The sequence below is a fragment of the Streptomyces harbinensis genome, assembly GCF_900116145.1.
Taxonomy (GTDB): Bacteria; Actinomycetota; Actinomycetes; order Streptomycetales; family Streptomycetaceae; genus Streptomyces; species Streptomyces carpaticus.
Window position 1 is genome coordinate 11,934 of the sequence record NZ_FPAB01000012.1, and the last position, 17,972, is coordinate 29,905.

The window sequence follows — 17,972 nt, forward strand, 5'->3', positions numbered from 1 at the left end:
CCGCAGGGGGCGGGCCGGGTGCCGCGGGGATCGCCCGCGCCGTCGCACCTGACCGGAGCGTCCGCACGCTGGATGGAGCGTCACTGTCGGCTTCTACAAAAGTAGCGGCCCGCAGCAGTGATGTCCCGCCAGATACTCGACCGTCCTAGTATGTGAGACGGGAACGGCCCCGGCGGTCACTTCCGTGCACCACCGGGGCCGTTCCCGACCGTTTCCGATCAGCCCATGTGCGGATAGCGATAGTCGGTCGCCGGCACCTGGGTCTCCTTGATGGAGCGCGGCGAGGTCCAGCGCAGCAGGTTGAACTTGGAACCGGCCTTGTCGTTGGTGCCCGAGGCCCGGGCGCCGCCGAACGGCTGCTGCCCGACGATCGAGCCGGTGGGCCGGTCGTTCAGATAGAAGTTGCCCGCCGCGAACCGCAGCCTCTCGCTCGCCGCCGCGGCCACCGCCCGGTCCCGCGCCAGCAGCGCCCCGGTCAGCGCGTACGGGGCCACCGACTCCATTTGCTCCAGCATCGTGTCGAAGGCGTCGTCCTCGTAGACGTGCACCGCGACGATCGGCCCGAAGTACTCGGTGGTGAAGACCTCGTTCTCCGGATCGGAACAGGTCAGCACGGTGGGCCGCACGAACCAGCCGACCGAGTCGTCACAGGTGCCGCCCGCCACGATCTCACAGGAGGGGTCCGCCTTCGCCCGCTCGATCGCCGCCTTGTTCTTGGCGAACGCCCGCGCGTCGATGACCGCCGACATGAAGTGCGACAGATCGGTGGGGTCGCCCATCGACAGCCCCTCCGTCTCGGCCACCAGTTCCTCCCGCAGCCCGCCCTCCCACAGCGAACGCGGGATGTACGCCCGGGAGGCCGCCGAGCACTTCTGCCCCTGGTACTCGAAGGCGCCGCGGGTGATCGCCGTCTTCAGCACCGCCGGATCGGCGCTGGGGTGCGCCACGATGAAGTCCTTGCCGCCGGTCTCACCGACGATCCGCGGATAGCCCTTGTACCGCTCGATGTGCGTGCCGATCTCCCGCCACAGGTACTGGAAGGTGGCGGTCGAACCGGTGAAGTGCACCCCCGCCAGATCCGGGTGCGGCAGCGCCACCTCGGAGACCTCCTTGCCGTCCCCGGTCACCAGGTTGATGACGCCCGGCGGCAGCCCCGCCTCCTCCAGCAGCTCCATCAGCAGCACCGCCGCGTGCGTCTGGGTCGGCGACGGCTTCCACACCACCACATTGCCCATCAGCGCCGGGGCGGTGGGCAGATTGCCGGCGATCGCGGTGAAGTTGAACGGGGTGATGGCGTAGACGAAGCCCTCCAGCGGGCGGAAGTCCAGCCGGTTCCACACGCCCTTGGGCTGCACCAGCGGCTGCTCCGCCAGGATCTCCCGGGCGAAGTGCACATTGAACCGCCAGAAGTCGATCAGCTCGCACGGCGCGTCGATCTCCGCCTGCTGCACCGTCTTGGACTGGCCCAGCATGGTGGAGGCGGCGATCGTCTCCCGCCACGGCCCCGAGAGCAGCTCGGCGGCCTTGAGGAAGATCGCCGCCCGCTCGTCGAACGGCAGCTCCCGCCAGGCGGGCGCCGCCGCCAGCGCGGCGTCGATGGCGTCCCGGGCGTCGTCGCGGGTGGCGTTGGCGTACGTGCCGAGCCGCGCGCTGTGCTTGTGCGGCTGCACCACGTCGAACCGCTCGCCCGCGCCCATCCGCTTGACCCCGTTGATGGTCATCGGCAGCTCGATGGGGTGGTCCGCCAGCTCCTTGAGCTTGCGCTCCAGCCGGGTGCGCTCCGCCGAACCGGGCGCGTAGGTGTGGACCGGCTCGTTGACCGGCGGGGGCACCTGGGTCACAGCGTCCATGGCCGTGTACTCCTTCGGGGTGAGGGGGCGGTCAGCCCCGGGTCAGCAGGGAACGGGCGAAGAAGCCGAGGTTGGCCGGCCGCTCGGCGAGCCGGCGCATGAAGTAGCCGTACCAGTCGGTGCCGTACGGGACGTACACCCGCATCGTGTGGCCCGCGCGGGCCAGCCGCAGCTGCTCCTCGGTGCGGATCCCGTACAGCATCTGGAACTCGTAGCCGTCCACGTCACGGCCCGCCCGCCGCGCCAGTTCCTCGGCGATGGCGATCAGCCGCGGGTCGTGGGTGGCGATCATCGGATGGGCGCCGCCGGTGAACAGGATGCGCAGCGCGCGCACATAGGCCAGGTCCACCTGCCGCTTGTCCTGGTACGCCACCGAGGCCGGCTCCCGGTAGGCGCCCTTGACCAGCCGCACCCGGCAGCCCGCGGCGGCCAGCGCGCGGCAGTCGTCCTCGGTACGGAAGAGATACGACTGCACCGCCACCCCGGTGCGCGGGAACCGGCCGCGCAGCGCCGCCAGCACGGCCAGGGTGCCGTCGACCGCCGTGTGGTCCTCCATGTCGAGGGTGACCATCGTCCCGGCCTCCTCGGCCGCGGCCAGCACCGGCTCCACCGAGCGCAGCGCGAACTCCTCGCCGCCGCCCGGCAGCCGCAGCCCGAACGCCGACAGCTTCAGCGACAGCTCGGCCCGCTGCCCCCAGCCCTCGGCGCGCAGCCCCTCAAGCAGCGCGAGATAGGCGTCCCTGGCCTGCGTCACCTGGCCCTTGTCGGTGACGTCCTCCCCCAGATGGTCCAGGGTGACCGCGAGACCGGCGCCGGTCAGCTCGCGCACCGCGGCGAGCGACTGGTCCAGCCGCTCGCCCGCGACGAAACGGTCCACGACCGGGCGGGTCAGCGGGGTGGCGGAGACGGCCCGCCGGATGGCGTCGCTGCGCGCCGCCGCGAGAAGCACGGGTCCCAGCACGGGCACCTCACCTTTCGGACACCAGAAGAAACTCGGCTCTCCGCAACCTAGGCAGCGCCCGGCCATCGGGCCTATCAACAGATGTCTGTCGCCCGGGGTACCGGTGTCAGACATCTGTATGAGAATGGTGCGGGCAAGGGCGGCGGGACGCGACGCGGGGGCGGCGGGAGAGGGACGGAGACCGGGTGGAACCCGATTACCAGGAGCTGATCGACGAGGTGTCGGCCCAGCTCGGCACCCCGGCCACGCTGGAGGGCCGCGACTTCGCGCTGATCGCCTTCGGCGCCCACGACAGCGCGGACGACCGGGTGATGGACCCGGTACGCACCCGCTCGATCCTGCACCGGCGCTCCTCGGCGGAGGTCCGGGCGTGGTTCGAGCGGTTCGGCATCGCCCGGGCGCGCGGCCCGGTCCGCATCCCGCCCGACCCGGCCGCCGGGGTACGTACCGGGCGGATCTGTCTGCCCGCCCGCCACCACGGCGTGGTCTACGGCTACATCTGGCTGGTCGACGACGGCGCCCTGGAGCTGACCGACCCCCGGCTCTCCGATGCCCAGGCCACGGCGGAACGCATCGGCGCCCTGCTGGCCCGCTCCGCCGGGCTCGGCGGCCGGCTCGGGGCGCTGCTGCACACCCTGCTGACCAGCCCGCAGCGGGAGGCGGCGGCCGGCGAACTGGCCCAGGCGCTCGGCCCGGCGGGCGGCGGCCCGCTCACCCTGGTGGTGGCGCTGCCGTGGGACGAGGGCGCGCCGGGGCTGCCCGGGGCACTGGCCGTGTGCCCGCTGGAGGGGTCACTGGCGGCGCTGGTCCGGCCGCCCGCCGCCCGGGCGGTGGCGGAGCGGCTGTCCGGCCCGGCGGTGGCGGCGGGCATCGGGGCACCGCGCGGCGCGACCGCCGAGCTGCCGGACGCCTGGCGCGAAGCGCTCGGCGCGGCCCGGGCGGCCCGTGCCGAACCGGCGCTCGGCCCCGTCGCCCACTGGTCCGCCATCGGCGCCTACCGGCTGCTCACCGCGCTCCCGCCGGCCGCCCCCGATCCGGTGGCGGGCGCGCTGCTCGACCCGGCCCACCGGGAGCTGGCCAGGACCGCCGAGACCTATCTGGACCAGGCCGGCTCCCCCGCCCGCACCGCGACCGCGCTCGGCATCCACCGGCAGACGCTGTACTACCGCCTCACCCGGGTGGAACACCTCACCGGCCTCGACCTGGCCGACGGCACCCACCGGCTGCTGCTCCACCTAGCCCTGAAGGCGGCCCGACTGCACGCCGCCACGGAGCACGACGGGGCGGGGGGCGAGGGCTGACCGGGGGCGGAGGACTGACCGGGGCCGGGGGGGTGACCCGGGCCTCGGCGGCTGACCGGGGCGGGGTGCTGACCCGGGCCGGGAGCTGACCGGAGCGGGGAGGTTGACCCGGGCCGGGGGCTCATCGGGGCCGGGAGCTGACCGCCGCAGGGGGCCGGCCCGGGGGCCGAGGGCCGGCCCAAGGCTCGGGGGCGGCGGCCGATGCCCTCTGCCGCCGCGCCCCTCGCGCGTGGTCCACTGCCGGACATGCCCCTGCTGCTGCTCGACCTCGACAACACCCTCATCGACCGGGACGCCGCCTTCCGCGCGGCGGCTGCCGCCTTCCTCACCGAACACGCGCTGCCCGGCGACGACCTGGAGTGGCTGATGCGGCTGGACGCCGGCGGCTACGGGCTCCGGGACGACATCGCCGCGGCCCTGGCCGGCCGCTACGGGGACGCCCTCCCCGAGGGCGCCGTCCTCGCCTTCCTCGACCGGGGCGGCGCCGATCGCGTGGTGCTGGCGCCGGCGGTCCGCACCGCCCTGGACGAGGCCGTCGCCGCCGGCTGGACCTGCGCGATCGTCACCAACGGCACGGTCGCCCAGCAGGAGCGGAAGATCCGCGGGACCGGGCTGGACGGCCTCGTCCACGGCTGGGTCGTCTCCGAGGCGCTCGGCTGCAAGAAGCCCGACCCGGAGATCTTCCGCGCGGCGGCCGTCGCCACCGGCGCGGAGCTGTCCGGCGCCTGGGTCGTCGGTGACTCGCCGCACGCCGACGTGCGCGGGGCGCACGCCATCGGGGCGCGCAGCGTGTGGGTGTCGGGCGGCCGGGCCTGGGCCGAGGCGGCGTACCGGCCCACCCACGTCGCCGAACACGTCGTCCCGGCCATCCACCACGTCATCGGCGCGCCGCGCTGAGCCCCGGGCGGCACCGAGGGCGCGGGGCCGGACGGAGCGCCGCGGCGGTCAGTCGACGCCGGTGATCTCCGCCAGCTCCAGATTGTTGTTGCCGCCCTCAACCCGCTGGGAGCGGATCAGCCCCAGCTCCTTCGCGTAGTACTTCTCGGTGACCACCCCGGGATCGAGCCGGCTGGACTCACGGATCTTCAGCACCTCGCTGAACTGGCCCAGGCTGATCGTGAGGTCCTCGCTCATGCTGATCACCTGCCCCTCGTCCTCCGCGACGCCCGGTACGAACTCCTGCTGATAGATCTCCCCCACCATCGGTTCGGCGAGCATCACCACCCCCGGCTGCGCACCGTCGGTACCGGCCCGCCAACTCGCGTCCCCGCCGCCGGCGTCACGGCCGAAGTACCAGACGTTGCCGCCCTCGTCCTGGGCGTAGAACTGCCGCACCTCGGCGACCGGCTCGCCTTCGCACGTCCGCCGCTCGCGTACCACCAGGGTGGACACGCCCATGATCTCCTCCCGGTCCTGGGTCACCTCGGTCACCAGCGACGCCGGGCCGGTGGGGCAGATCCCGTCGAAGTGGTGCCCGGTGCCGGGGGCCAGCGGCAGATACGGGTTGTCGATCTCGTCCACGAACTCCGCCGGATCGATGGAGGGGGACGGCGCCGGGCTGGTGGGCGCGGGGCTCTCCTCCGCGACCCGGGAGGTGTCCTGCGAGCTCTGCGAACAGGCGGCGAGCAGCAGCAGGACGAGGAACGGCGCCACCGCCCGCCCCCGTGGTCCGCGCCGCGTGGCGGTGGTCACGATGCGTCACTCCCCAGGTCTCGGCACTCCGGAAGCCTCATGATCGGCCGTGGCCGGGCGCCGCCCGGCCCGCCCCGCCCGGCCGGCCACCCGGACGGCGCAGACGGCGTGCGGGAACGGTTTACGGGACGCGCGTCAGCCACTAACTTCAAGCGCGATGGGAGCGCTCCCATATCGCCTGGTGCCGCTCCCACGCCGCGAACACCCGCTCTCCCCCACGTCCCGAGAGGAACGATCCCGTGCGCACCCCACACCTCCCGCACGCGCGCTCCCGCAACCGGTCCCCCCGCCCCCGCCTGCTGTTCGCCGCCGCCGCGGCGACCCTGGGCGGACTGCTCTCCCTCGGTCTGCTCGCCCCGGCCCAGGGCGCCACGGCCCCGCCGCAGGAGGCGAGCGGCACCGCCGCCGACCTGCCCCAGGACACCGTCTTCCACAACTACCCGGGCGCCGTGCACGAATGGGTCGCCGCCAACCCCGGCGACGCGCGGCAGCAACTGATCGAGAGCCGGATCGCCTCCCAGCCGCAGGCCATCTGGTTCGCCACCTACCAGCCGACGTCGGTGACCCAGGACGTCGCCGCCGTCACCGGCGCGGCCGAGGCAGCCGGCGAGGTGCCGGTCCTGGTGCCGTACGTGCTGCCCGACCGGGACTGCGGCGGCGCATCGGCCGGCGGCGCGCCGGACTTCCCCAGCTATCTGAGCTGGACCCACGGGTTCGCCGCGGGACTGGGCAGCGGACCGGCGGTGGTGATCCTGGAGCCGGACGCGATCGCCCTCACCGACTGCCTCGACGACGCCCAGCTCCGCGCCCGGTACGCGGCGCTCGGCGAGGCGGCGGACATCATCCGCGCCGCGAACCCGCAGGCCCGGGTCTACTTCGACGCCGGGCACTCCGCCTGGCACAGCCCGTCAACGATCGCCCAGCGGCTGCGCGACGCCGGGGTCGAGGCCGGCAACGGCATCTACACCAACACCTCCAACTACCGCACCACCGCCGATGAGACGGCGTTCGCCGAAGCCGTCCTCGGCGAACTCGGCGACGCCCAGCTCGGCGCGGTCATCGACACCAGCCGCAACGGCAACGGGCCCAGCGGCAGCGAGTGGTGCGACCCGGTGGGCCGGCTGGTCGGCGAGAGCCCGACGGTGAACACCGGCAGCGCGCGGGTGGACGCGTATCTGTGGATCAAGCGCCCCGGCGAGCTGGACGGCTGCGCCGGGCCGGCCGGGCAGTTCTCCCCGGACTACGCCTACGAGCTGGCCGGCGGCTGAGCCTCGGCGCTGCCGCGCCGGGCCGTGACGAGGCCGGAGCCGGTGGGGTCCGGTACACCCCACCGGCGCCGGGCCGCCGCCGCACGGCCTTCCGTGCGGCGCCGCGTCGAACCGCCGCCGCACTCCGGACGGGCCCGGAGCCGCGCCACGCCGTGACGCCGCCGCGCACACCGCTCCGGTCCGGCGCCGCAGGCCGCCGCGCATCCACCCGGCCCCCCGCAGCGCCGCAGGCAGCCGGCGCGTGCGGCGGGCGGCCGAGCCCCGCGCCGCCGCGCCGCACCGCGACGACGCCGGGGTCCGACGCACACACCGGCCCAGGGCCGGGCGCGGTAACGCGCCGACGTGACGCCGGACCGACCGCCCGGGCCCACCTGCCGTGCCACCGCGCCACTGCCTGAGTCAGACCCCCACAACCTTCCAGGCCGCTGCTGCGCGCCGCAGGAGGCAGCCGGCGCGTGCGGCGGGCGGCCGAGCCCCGCGCCGCCGCGACGCACCGCGACGACGTCCGGGCCCGACGCATCACACCGGCCCCGCCCCGGCCCAGGGCCGCGCCGCCGCTCCGCACCGGACCGACCGCGGCCCGCCGCAGTGACACCGCTGCGCGCCGGGCCCGGCCTGCCTCCGGGGTCGGGCGCCGTACATTCGCCCGGCCGCTGGACGGCGGCGGGCGTGGCGATGGACGGCGCGGCCGGTCCGCACCCCGGCGGCCCCACGCCGCGCAGAGCGGCGGCGGTCGGTGGACGGCGGGCGTCGGGCCGGCGGCGGTGGTGCCCCGGCGGCGCCCTTCCGTGCGGCGGTGGCGCCCCGGCGCCGTTCCGTGCGGCGTCGCGGTGGGCGGACCAGCGGCGGTGGGCGGACCAGCCGCGGGTGGCGGGTCCCGCGTGGGGTTGCGGGCGTGGGCGCCTCGGCCGACCGTGGGAGGGGGGCCGTGCGCAGTGAGGAGGTCCGGTATGAAGGCCGTGCAGTACCGGGAAATCGGTGCCGCGCCGGAGGTGGTCACCGTTCCCGATCCCGAGCCGGGTCCCGGGCAGGTGCTGCTGAAGGTGTCGGCGGCCGGGGTGTGCCACTCGGACATCGCGGTGATGGAGTGGCCGGCCGAGAACTTCCCCTACCGGCTGCCGCTGACCCTCGGCCACGAGGGCGCCGGCGTGGTCGCGGCGATCGGCGCGGGCGTCACCGGGATATTCGAGGGCGATCCGGTCGCGGTGTACGGGCCGCAGGGCTGCGGGCGGTGCGCCAAGTGCTCCCAGGGCAAGGAGAACTACTGCACCCGGGCCGCCGAACTCGGCATCTTCCCGCCCGGTCTGGGCGCGCCCGGTGCCATCGCCGAGTATCTGCTGGTCGACGACGCCAGGTTCCTGGTGCCGCTGCACGGCCTGGACCCGGTGACCTCGGTGCCGCTCACGGACGCCGGCCTCACCCCGTACCACGCCATCAAGCGGTCGCTGCCCAAGCTGGTGCCCGGCAGCACGGCCGTGGTGATCGGCAGCGGCGGGCTCGGGCATGTGGCGATCCAGTTGCTGCGGGCGCTGAGCCCGGCCCGGGTGGTGGCGCTGGATGTGGCGGAGCCGAAGCTGGAGCTGGCCCGCTCGGTGGGCGCGCACGAGGCGCTGCTGTCGGACGACCGGGCGCCGGGGAAGGTCAGGGAGCTGACCGGTGGCCTGGGGGCGGAGGCGGTGTTCGACTTCGTGGGGGCGCAGCCCACGGTGACGGCGGCGGGTGCCATGGCGGCGGTGGAGGCCGATGTGACGATCGTGGGCATCGCTGGCGGTGCGCTGCCGGTGGGGATCGGCACCACGGCGTTCGAGGTGACGGTCTCCGCGCCGTACTGGGGCAGCCGGGCCGAGCTGGTCGAGGTGCTGGACCTGGCCCGGGCGGGCGCGATCGAGGTGGCGGTGGAGACCTACGGTCTGGACGAGGCGCCGCGGGCGTACGAGCGGCTGCACCGGGGCCAGGTGCAGGGCCGCGCGGTGATCCTGCCGAACGGCTGATCCGGCCGGGGGCGCGGGCGCGCCGGGTGCCTCCCGCGCGCCGGGTGCGGGAGGCACCCGGCGCGCGGGCCACGGTCAGCCGGTGGGCAGCCGGCTCAGTCGGTCAGGTCGACGCCACGCGCCGAGGTGGCGCCGATCTCCTGGGCGATCTCGGCGAGCACCTGGCCGGAGACGCTCTCGTCGAGAGTCAGCGCGATCAGCGCCTCGCCGCCCTCCTCGGCCCGCGCCACCTGCATGCCGGCGATGTTGATCTCCGACTCGCCGAGGATCCGCCCGAGGGTGCCGACGACGCCGGGGCGGTCGGTGTAGCGCAGGAAGGCCATGTGGTCGGCGAGGGCCAGGTCCACGGTGTGCTCGCCGATGCCGACGATCTTCTGCTGGTGCTTGGGGCCGGCCAGGGTGCCGGAGACCGACACGGTCTCACCGCCGGTCAGGGTGCCGCGCACGGTGATCAGGTTGCGGTGGTCGGGCGACTCGGAGCTGGTGGTGAGCCGCACCTCCACCCCGCGCTCCTGGGCGAACAGCGGGGCGTTGACGTACGAGACGGTCTCGGCCACCACGTCCTCGAACACACCCTTGAGGGCGGAGAGTTCGAGCACCTTCACATCGTGCTGGGTGATCTCGCCGCGCACCTCGACGTCCAGCCGCATGGCGACCTCGCCGGCCAGCGCGGTGAAGATCCGGCCCAGCTTCTCGGCGAGCGGCAGCCCCGGGCGTACGTCCTCGGCGATCACGCCGCCCTGGACGTTGACGGCGTCCGGGACGAGTTCGCCGGCGAGCGCGAGACGCACCGAGCGGGCGACCGAGATGCCGGCCTTCTCCTGGGCCTCGCCGGTGGAGGCGCCCAGGTGCGGGGTGCAGACCACGCTGTCGAACTCGAAGAGCGGGGAGTCCGTACAGGGCTCGGTGGAGTAGACGTCGAGGCCGGCGCCGGCCACCCGGCCCTCCTTGAGGGCGGACAGCAGCGCGGCCTCGTCGACGATGCCGCCGCGGGCGGCGTTGACGATGCGCACCGTGGGCTTGACCTTGTGCAGCGCCTCGTCGCCGATCAGACCCAGCGTCTCGGGGGTCTTGGGGAGGTGGACGGTGATGAAGTCGGCGGTCTCCAGCAGTTCGTCCAGCGGGAGCAGCTTGACGCCCATCTGCGCGGCGCGGGCGGGCTGGACGTAGGGGTCGTAGGCGACGATCTTCATGCCGAACGCGGCCATCCGCTGCGCCACGAGCACGCCGATGCGGCCGAGGCCGACGACGCCCAGGGTTTTCTCGGAGAGTTCGACGCCGGTGTATTTGCTGCGCTTCCACTCGCCGTTCTTCAGCGCGGCGTTGGCCTGCGGGATGTGCCGGGCGGTGGCCACCAGCAGGCCGCAGGCGAGTTCAGCGGCGGTGATGATGTTGGAGGTGGGGGCGTTGACGACCATCACGCCGGCCTTGGTGGCGGCGGCGACGTCGACGTTGTCCAGGCCGACGCCGGCCCGGGCGACGACGCGCAGCCTGCGGGCGGCGGCGATGGCCTCGGCGTCCACCTTGGTGGCGCTGCGGATGAGGATGGCGTCGACGTCGGCGATGGCGCTCAGCAGCTGCGCGCGGTCCGCGCCGTCACAGTGCCGGATCTCGAAGTCCGGACCCAGCGCTTCGACGGTGGCGGGGGAAAGCTCTTCGGCGATGAGTACGACGGGCTTGCTCACTGGTCTCACTGTCCTTTGCGGAAGGCCGCGTCCCGACGGCCGGAGGCGGTGGAGGTAGGCAGCCGCGTGGAGACGCACGACGCTGTGAGCCTGTGACGCGCTTGTGTGCTGGGTGCAGTGTATGCGGCGCGGTGCCGCTGCGGGTCGGGTTGGCCGCAGTGGCCGCTCGATCGAGCGAATCCCCGCGGACGGGGGGTGGTGCGGTACGACGGGGGCCGGAACGGGGCGGGCCGCGGCGGGGTCGGGGTACGACCTCCGCCGCGGCCGGCCTCGGCTGCTCAGTCCTGGTCGTCGACCCAGCTCATGAGCTTGCGCAGCTCCGCGCCCGTGGTCTCCAGCAGGTGGTCCTCGTCCGCCTTCTTGTACTCGTTGTACTTGGGCAGACCCGCGTTGTACTCCGCCATCCAGTTGTTGGCGAAGGTGCCGTCCTTGATCTCGGCGAGCACCCGGCGCATCTCGGCCTTGGTGTCCTCGGTGATGATGCGCGGGCCGGTGACGTAGTCGCCCCACTCGGCGGTCTCCGAGATGGACCAGCGCATCTTGCCCAGGCCGCCCTCGTACATCAGGTCCACGATGAGCTTCAGCTCGTGCAGGCACTCGAAGTACGCGATCTCCGGCTGGTAACCGGCCTCGACCAGCGTCTCGAAGCCGGCCTTGACCAGCGCGGAGGCGCCGCCGCACAGCACGGCCTGCTCGCCGAAGAGGTCGGTCTCGGCCTCCTCGGTGAAGGTGGTCTTGATGACGCCGGCCCGGGTGCCGCCGATGGCCTTGGCGTAGGAGAGGGCGAGCGCGAAGGCGTTGCCGGTGGCGTCGTTCTCGACGGCCGCGATGCACGGGACGCCGCGGCCCTCCTCGTACTGACGGCGCACCAGGTGGCCGGGGCCCTTGGGGGCGACCATGCAGACGTCCACACCGGCCGGGGGCTTGATGAAGCCGAAGCGGATGTTGAAGCCGTGGCCGAAGAACAGCGCGTCGCCGTCCTTCAGGTTGTCGCGCACGGACTCCTCGTAGATCTTGCCCTGGATCGGGTCCGGGACGAGGATCATGATGACGTCGGCCTCGGCGGCGGCCTCGGCGGGGGTGGTCACGCGCAGGCCCTGCTCCTCGGCCTTAGCGCGGGACTTGGAGCCCTCGTGCAGACCGACGCGGACGTCGACGCCCGAGTCGCGCAGGGACAGCGCGTGGGCGTGGCCCTGGCTGCCGTAGCCGAGGACCGCGACCTTGCGGCCCTGGATGATGGACAGGTCGGCGTCGTCGTCGTAGAACAGCTCGGCCACTTCGGTTGTCTCCTTGTTGTTACTGCTGCGGTGGTCGCGGCGTGCGTCCACCGTAGGTGGTGCGGTGGGTTGGGTGGGTCGGGATCTCGCCGTGCGGGCCGGTTGCCGCTAGGCGGATCGCTCCAGGGCGCGCAGCGAGCGGTCGGTGATGGACCGGGCTCCGCGTCCGATGGCGATGGTGCCGGACTGCACCAGTTCCTTGATGCCGAAGGGCTCCAGCATGCGCAGCATGGCTTCGAGTTTGTCACTGCTGCCGGTGGCCTCGATGGTGACGGCCTCCGGGGCGACATCGACGGTCTTGGCGCGGAAGAGCTGGACGATCTCCACGATCTGGGACCTGGTGTCGTTGTCGGCCCGGACTTTCACCAGAACGAGTTCCCTGGTGACCGCCGACGCGGAGTCGAGTTCGACGATCTTCAGGACGTTGACGAGCTTGTTGAGCTGCTTGGTGACCTGTTCCAGCGGGAGGGCCTCGACGTTGACCACGATGGTGATCCGGGACACCTCGGGGTGTTCGGTGGTGCCGACGGCGAGGGAGTCGATGTTGAATCCGCGGCGGGAGAACAGGGCGGTGATGCGGGAGAGCACACCCGGCTTGTTCTCGACCAGGACGGAGAGCGTGTGCTTGGACATGGGTGGGGTTCGTTCCTTCGCCTGTGGGCCGGGGGTCGCCGTCAGTCGTTCGCGTCGCCGAAGTCGGGGCGCACGCCGCGGGCGGCCATGACCTCGTCGTTGGAGGTTCCGGCGGGGACCATCGGCCAGACCATGGCGTCCTCGTGGACGATGAAGTCGACGACGACGGGGCGGTCGTTGATGGAGTTGGCCTTCTCGATGACCGCGTCCAGCTGCTCGGGGTTCTCGCAGCGCAGTCCGACGCAGCCCATGGCTTCGGCGAGTTTGACGAAGTCGGGGATCCGGGTGCCCTGGCTGGTGGCCGTGGGGTCGGCGTCCGGGCCGTCGCGCAGCACGGTGTTGGAATACCGCTGATTGTAGAAGAGGGTCTGCCACTGGCGGACCATGCCCAGGGCGCCGTTGTTGATGATGGCGACCTTGATGGGGGCGCCGTTGAGGGCGGCGGTGGTCAGTTCCTGATTGGTCATCTGGAAGCAGCCGTCGCCGTCGATGGCCCACACGGTGGCGTCGGGGCGGCCGGCCTTGGCGCCGAGTGCCGCGGGGACGGCGTAGCCCATGGTGCCCGCGCCGCCGGAGTTGAGCCAGGTGCCGGGGCGGTCGAAGGTCAGGAAGTGGGCGGCCCACATCTGGTGCTGGCCGACGCCCGCGGTGTAGATGGTGTTCTCGGGGGCGAGGGTGCCGATGCGTTCGATGACCTGCTGCGGGGAGAGCGAGCCGTCCTGGGGGAGGTCGTAGCCCAGCGGGTAGGTCTCGCGCCAGCGGTCGAGCTGCTGCCACCACTCGCGGTAGCGGGCGGCGGCGGCCTCGCCGAGGTGGCCGGCCTCCGCCTCGGCGCGCAGGGCGGCGGCGAGGTCGGTCAGGACGTCCTTGGCGTCGCCGACGATGGGCACGTCCGCGGTGCGGATCTTGCCGATCTCGGCGGGGTCGATGTCGGCGTGGATGACCTTGGCGTGCGGCGCGAAGGTGTCGCTGCGGCCGGTGACGCGGTCGTCGAAGCGGGCGCCGAGGGTGATGAGCAGGTCGGACTTCTGGAGGGCGGTGACGGCGGCGACGGAGCCGTGCATGCCGGGCATGCCCAGGTGCTGCGGGTGGCTGTCGGGGAAGACGCCCAGGGCCATCAGGGTGGTGGTGACGGGGGCGCCGGTCAGCTCGGCGAGGGCCAGGAGTTCGGGTGCGGCGCCGGCTTTGAGGACGCCGCCGCCGACGTACAGCACGGGGCGCTTGGCGTCGGCGATCAGCCGGGCGGCCTCGCGGATCTGCTTGGCGTGCGGCCGGGAGGCGGGGCGGTAGCCGGGCAGGTCGATGGCGGGCGGCCAGCTGAAGGTGGTGCGGGCCTGGAGGGCGTCCTTGGAGATGTCGACGAGGACGGGGCCGGGGCGGCCGGTGGCGGCGATGTGGAACGCCTCGGCGATGGTGCGCGGGATGTCGGCGGGGTCGGTGACCAGGAAGTTGTGCTTGGTGACGGGCGTGGTGATGCCGCAGATGTCGGCTTCCTGGAAGGCGTCGGTGCCGATGACGGAGCTGGCGACCTGGCCGGTGATGGCGACCAGCGGCACGGAGTCCATGTAGGCGTCGGCGATGGGGGTGACCAGGTTGGTGGCACCGGGGCCCGAGGTGGCCATGCAGACGCCGACCTTGCCGGTGGCCTGCGCGTAGCCGGTGGCGGCGTGGCCCGCGCCCTGCTCGTGGCGCACCAGGATGTGGCGCACGGCCGTGGAGTCGATCATGGGGTCGTAGGCGGGGAGGATCGCGCCGCCGGGGATGCCGAATACGGTGTCCGCGCCGACCGCTTCGAGGGAGCGGATGAGCGCCTGGGCGCCCGTGACGTGCTCGGCGGCGGGGGCGGCGGGCTGCTGGGGAGTACCGCCGCGGGGGGCCCGTGGCTGCGGCTTGGGAGCCCCGGTGGCCTGTTCGGTCATCGACGTGTCTCTTCTCGAGATGGGTGGTGCGCTGGTGCGGATCGGTGTCGGTGCAACAAAAAACCCCTCGTGCCGGATGGCATGCGAGGGGAGCGCGTCGCTGGTGGCCGCGGGTGGAGGTCCCGGGGTCAGCCGACGCGCCGACCAAGTACGAGAATTCGGGTCTGCATGGACCTGACCCTCCTCCTTGGCACCGCTCCGTGTCAAGCGGGCGGAATGCACGTCTCACTATGTGGGCGCCACCGGGGACGGTGTGGGGCCGGCGGCGGTGGGGTCGCCGCGGCCGTGCAGCCGGGGGGCCGGGACGGTGGCCAGCTCGGCGGCGGGGCCGGCGGCCGGGGCGCCGGCCGCGCCGGGAACGGGCAGCCGGCCGCCCTCCAGCAGCCGGTGCAGCCGGGCCGGCTCCAGGGGCTCGCTGAACAGCGGCCCCTGGGCGTGGGTGCAGCCCAGGGCGCGCAGGGTGGCGGCCAGGTCGGGGTGGTCGATGCCATCGGCCACGGTGGGGACGCCGAGGTCGCCGGTGAGCCGCAGCAGGGCGCCGGTGACGGTGCGCAGGGCCGGTGATTCCAGGAGCCCGTCGGTCAGCTCCCGGTCGAGGCGGACGAGGTCGACGGGGAGCCGCAGGAGCGCGGCGGGCGGGGTGGCCGTGCCGCCGAAGCCGTCGAGGGCGACGCCGACGCCGAGCCGGCCGAGGTCGGACAGCCGGCGGCGCAGTTCGGGCGAGGCGAGGACGGGGGCGGCCTCGGGCAGTTCGAGGAGGAGGGATTCGGGAGGCAGTTCGTGCTGGGTCAGCAGGGCCTCGACGCCGCCCGCGCCGAACGGGCGGTCGGTGAGCCGCCCGGCCGGGAGCCGGACGGCGACCGGGAGGGTGTGCCCGGCGGCGCGGCGCCGGGCGGCCTCGGCGACGGCCTGTTCCAGCAGCCAGCGTGAGACGTCGGTGCCGCGCTCGGCTCCGTGCGGGTCGGCGGGCCGGGTGAGCGGCGGGCCGTACTCGCGGCGCCCGCGCAGATGCTCCAGCGGGGTGGGCAGCGGGCTGTGGGCGGAGCGCCAGCGGGCCTGGGCGCTCAGTGCGGTGATCCGGCCGTCGTCGAGGCCGACGACGGGCTGGTGGAGCAGGGTCAGTTCGCCGGTGTGCAGCGCGGCGCGCAGCCGGGCGGCGAGCTGGGTGCGGCGGACGGCCTCGGTGCGCAGGTGCGGGGTGTAGAACTCGACGCGGGCCTTGCCGGCCTGCTTGGCCCGGTACATGGCGAGGTCGGCGTCGCGCATCAGCGTGGCGGGGGTGCTGCCGGGCTCGGCGAAGGCGACACCGATGCTGGCGGCCACCCGGACCTCTCCCTCGCGCAGCTGGTAGGGGCGGGAGAGGGCGGCGCGCACCCGCTCGGCGATCTCCCGCAGGCGCTGCTCGCGGCCGGCGGGCCCGGCGCCCGGGTCGCCGGTGATGAGTGCGGCGAACTCGTCGCCGCCGAGCCGGGCGGTGAGGTCGCCCTGCCGCACGGCGTCGCGCAGCCGGCGGGCCGCCCGGATGAGCAGTTCGTCTCCGGCCTGGTGGCCGATCGAGTCGTTGACGGCCTTGAAGCCGTCGAGGTCGATGAAGAGGACGGCGATCTCGCCGCCGGCCACCGGCCCCTGGGCGAGGGCGGTCTCCACCCGTTCGGTGAACAGCGCCCGGTTGGGCAGGTCGGTGAGCGGGTCGTGCGAGGCGCTGTGCCGCAGCTGTTCCTGGAGGCGGACCCGGTCGGTGACGTCCCGGCTGTTGAAGATGAGGCCGGTGGGGTGGCGGTTGACGGTGGATTCGATGTGCATCCACCGTTCCTCGGGTCCGCCGTGCCGGATGCGGCATTCGATGCGGGTGGCGGGCTCGGCGTCCGGGGCGGCGGCCAGGAAGCGGCACAGCTCGTAGAGCACCCGGTCGGCGTCGTCGGGGTGGATGAGGCTGTGGAACGGCTTGCCGATCAGCCGGTCCGGGTCGCGCCCGTAGACCCCGGCGGCGGCCGGGCTGACGTACCGCAGCCTGCCGTCCTGGGCGGAGATCATGATCACATCGCTGGAGCCCTGGACGAGGGAGCGGAAGTGGTTCTCCTGGCGGGAGAGTTCGCGGGTGAGCTTGAGGTTCTCCATGAGGGTGATGCCCTGCCGGGCGAGCAGGGCCACCACGACGGTGGTGGCGGTGACGACCACCACCGGGTCGGGCTGTCCGCCGCCGGTGTTGTAGGTGAGCAGGATGCTCAGGAAGCAGACGGCGGCGGCGAGGTAGGGCATCAGGGAGGCGAAGGAGCCCAGCCGGTCGGGGGCTTCCTCGCCCCGTGCCCCGGCCGGGCTCTCGCCGGCGGCGGGGTCGGCCCCGGGGTCGGGGTCACCGGACGGGTCGAGCGCGGTGAGCGGGGTGAGCGGGGTGAGGGCCGGCAGGGAGGTGAGCGGGAGACCGGTGGCCGGGCCGGCGGGGGCCGCCGCGTCGGCGGTGGCCCGGCCGCCCGGCCGGTCGTCCTCGCCCGGGCGGCCCGACACCCAGGGGGCCAGGGCCAGCAGCAGCGATCCCGCGAACCAGCCGGCGTCCAGCAACTGGCCCGAGCTGTAGTGCTCGCGGAGCATCGGTGAGCTGAACAGGGCGTCGCACAGCACCGTCACGGCGAGCCCGCCCACCGCCATGTTGACGGCGGAGCGGTGCTCGGGGCCGCGTCGGAAGTGCAGCACCAGCAGCATGGACACCAGCGCGATGTCCAGTAGCGGATAGCCCAGCGCGAGGGCCATCCTGGCCACCGACTCGCCCTGGCCCTCGGCGGTGTGGACCAGCGCCACGCTCCAGGTGAGGGTGAGCAGCGAGCCGGCGACCAGCCAGGCGTCCAGGCCGAAGCAGAACCAGCCGGTGCGGGTCAGCGGGCGCTTGGCGAGCATCAGCAGCCCCACGATGGCCAGCGGCGCGAACAGCAGGTAGCACAGGTCGGCCACCGAGGTGCGCGGCACCGGCTCCTGGAGGACCACCTCGTACCAGCCCCAGATGGCGCTGCCGAGGCCCGTCATCGCGGACGAGGCCCCCAGCAGCACCCAGGCGGGCCGCAGGGTGCCGGTGCGGGTGCGGGCGAACCACAGGCAGGAGGCGGTGGCGAGCCAGGCGGCGGCGGTCAGCCCGAAGTCGCCCATGACGGCGGCGAGCTGGGGCGAGCCCCAGCCGAACGCGGCGCCCAGTACGTACGCTCCGCACACCGTGGCCAGGGCCAGCTGGGGCACCGGCCCGCTGAGCAGGGCCGGGCGCGGCGGCGGGGGTGCCGCCGGCGCGGCGCCGTCCCCGGTGCTCATCGGACCGCCCGCCACACCGTGCCGCGGCCGTGCTGAAGTCGGCTTTTCGTCCATGGACCGTGCATCCGCCTGTCGCCCCCCTGCTCCGCTGAACTCTCCCC

At 73.8% G+C, this 17,972-nt stretch carries 12 protein-coding genes; 4 read left to right on the plus strand and 8 right to left on the minus strand.

Features of this window, described 5'->3' with window-relative positions; all coding sequences use genetic code 11:
• Positions 1–218: 218 nt before the first annotated feature.
• The gene (pruA, locus tag BM385_RS24140; RefSeq protein ID WP_093844357.1) at positions 219–1,850 is read right to left on the minus strand and encodes an L-glutamate gamma-semialdehyde dehydrogenase; all 1,632 of its coding nucleotides are present in this window, start codon (positions 1,848–1,850) and stop codon (positions 219–221) included.
• Between the two features lie 31 nt (positions 1,851–1,881).
• Complete coding sequence (locus tag BM385_RS24145) at positions 1,882–2,811, minus strand: proline dehydrogenase family protein (protein WP_019436463.1); 930 nt, start codon at positions 2,809–2,811, stop codon at positions 1,882–1,884.
• 185 nt (positions 2,812–2,996) lie between these two features.
• On the opposite strand from BM385_RS24145, the gene BM385_RS24150 reads away from it, so the two are divergent.
• Together BM385_RS24150 and BM385_RS24155 are read left to right on the plus strand one after the other, a co-directional pair.
• On the plus strand, positions 2,997–4,112 hold the full coding sequence (locus tag BM385_RS24150; protein WP_093844358.1) for a PucR family transcriptional regulator: 1,116 nt from the start codon (positions 2,997–2,999) through the stop codon (positions 4,110–4,112).
• Positions 4,113–4,358: 246 nt separating this feature from the next.
• On the plus strand, positions 4,359–5,009 hold the full coding sequence (locus BM385_RS24155; RefSeq protein ID WP_093844359.1) for an HAD family hydrolase: 651 nt from the start codon (positions 4,359–4,361) through the stop codon (positions 5,007–5,009).
• 48 nt (positions 5,010–5,057) lie between these two features.
• On the opposite strand, the gene BM385_RS24160 is transcribed toward BM385_RS24155, so the two are convergent.
• The gene (locus tag BM385_RS24160) at positions 5,058–5,804 is read right to left on the minus strand and encodes a hypothetical protein (RefSeq protein WP_093844360.1); all 747 of its coding nucleotides are present in this window, start codon (positions 5,802–5,804) and stop codon (positions 5,058–5,060) included.
• Positions 5,805–6,043: 239 nt separating this feature from the next.
• Between BM385_RS24160 and BM385_RS24165 the strand changes: the two genes are divergently transcribed.
• Positions 6,044–7,072, plus strand: coding sequence for a glycoside hydrolase family 6 protein (locus tag BM385_RS24165; protein WP_254791726.1), 1,029 nt, complete (start codon positions 6,044–6,046; stop codon positions 7,070–7,072).
• 950 nt (positions 7,073–8,022) lie between these two features.
• Positions 8,023–9,063, plus strand: coding sequence for an NAD(P)-dependent alcohol dehydrogenase (locus tag BM385_RS24170; RefSeq protein WP_019434249.1), 1,041 nt, complete (start codon positions 8,023–8,025; stop codon positions 9,061–9,063).
• A 95-nt stretch (positions 9,064–9,158) separates the two neighbouring features.
• On the opposite strand, the gene serA is transcribed toward BM385_RS24170, so the two are convergent.
• From serA to BM385_RS24195, 5 genes are all read right to left on the minus strand, one after another.
• Complete coding sequence (serA, locus tag BM385_RS24175) at positions 9,159–10,748, minus strand: phosphoglycerate dehydrogenase (RefSeq protein WP_019434250.1); 1,590 nt, start codon at positions 10,746–10,748, stop codon at positions 9,159–9,161.
• A 278-nt stretch (positions 10,749–11,026) separates the two neighbouring features.
• A complete protein-coding gene (gene ilvC / locus BM385_RS24180; protein ID WP_019434251.1) occupies positions 11,027–12,025 on the minus strand; it encodes a ketol-acid reductoisomerase in 999 nt (332 codons plus the stop codon).
• Between the two features lie 108 nt (positions 12,026–12,133).
• Positions 12,134–12,658 (minus strand): acetolactate synthase small subunit, encoded by a 525-nt coding sequence (gene ilvN / locus BM385_RS24185; RefSeq protein WP_019434252.1) that lies wholly within the window; start codon positions 12,656–12,658, stop codon positions 12,134–12,136.
• Positions 12,659–12,699: 41 nt separating this feature from the next.
• Positions 12,700–14,577, minus strand: a complete 1,878-nt coding sequence (locus BM385_RS24190) for an acetolactate synthase large subunit (RefSeq protein ID WP_019434253.1) — start codon at positions 14,575–14,577, stop codon at positions 12,700–12,702.
• A gap of 228 nt (positions 14,578–14,805) precedes the next feature.
• A complete protein-coding gene (locus BM385_RS24195; RefSeq protein WP_093844361.1) occupies positions 14,806–17,871 on the minus strand; it encodes a putative bifunctional diguanylate cyclase/phosphodiesterase in 3,066 nt (1,021 codons plus the stop codon).
• Between the last annotated feature and the right edge of the window lie 101 nt (positions 17,872–17,972).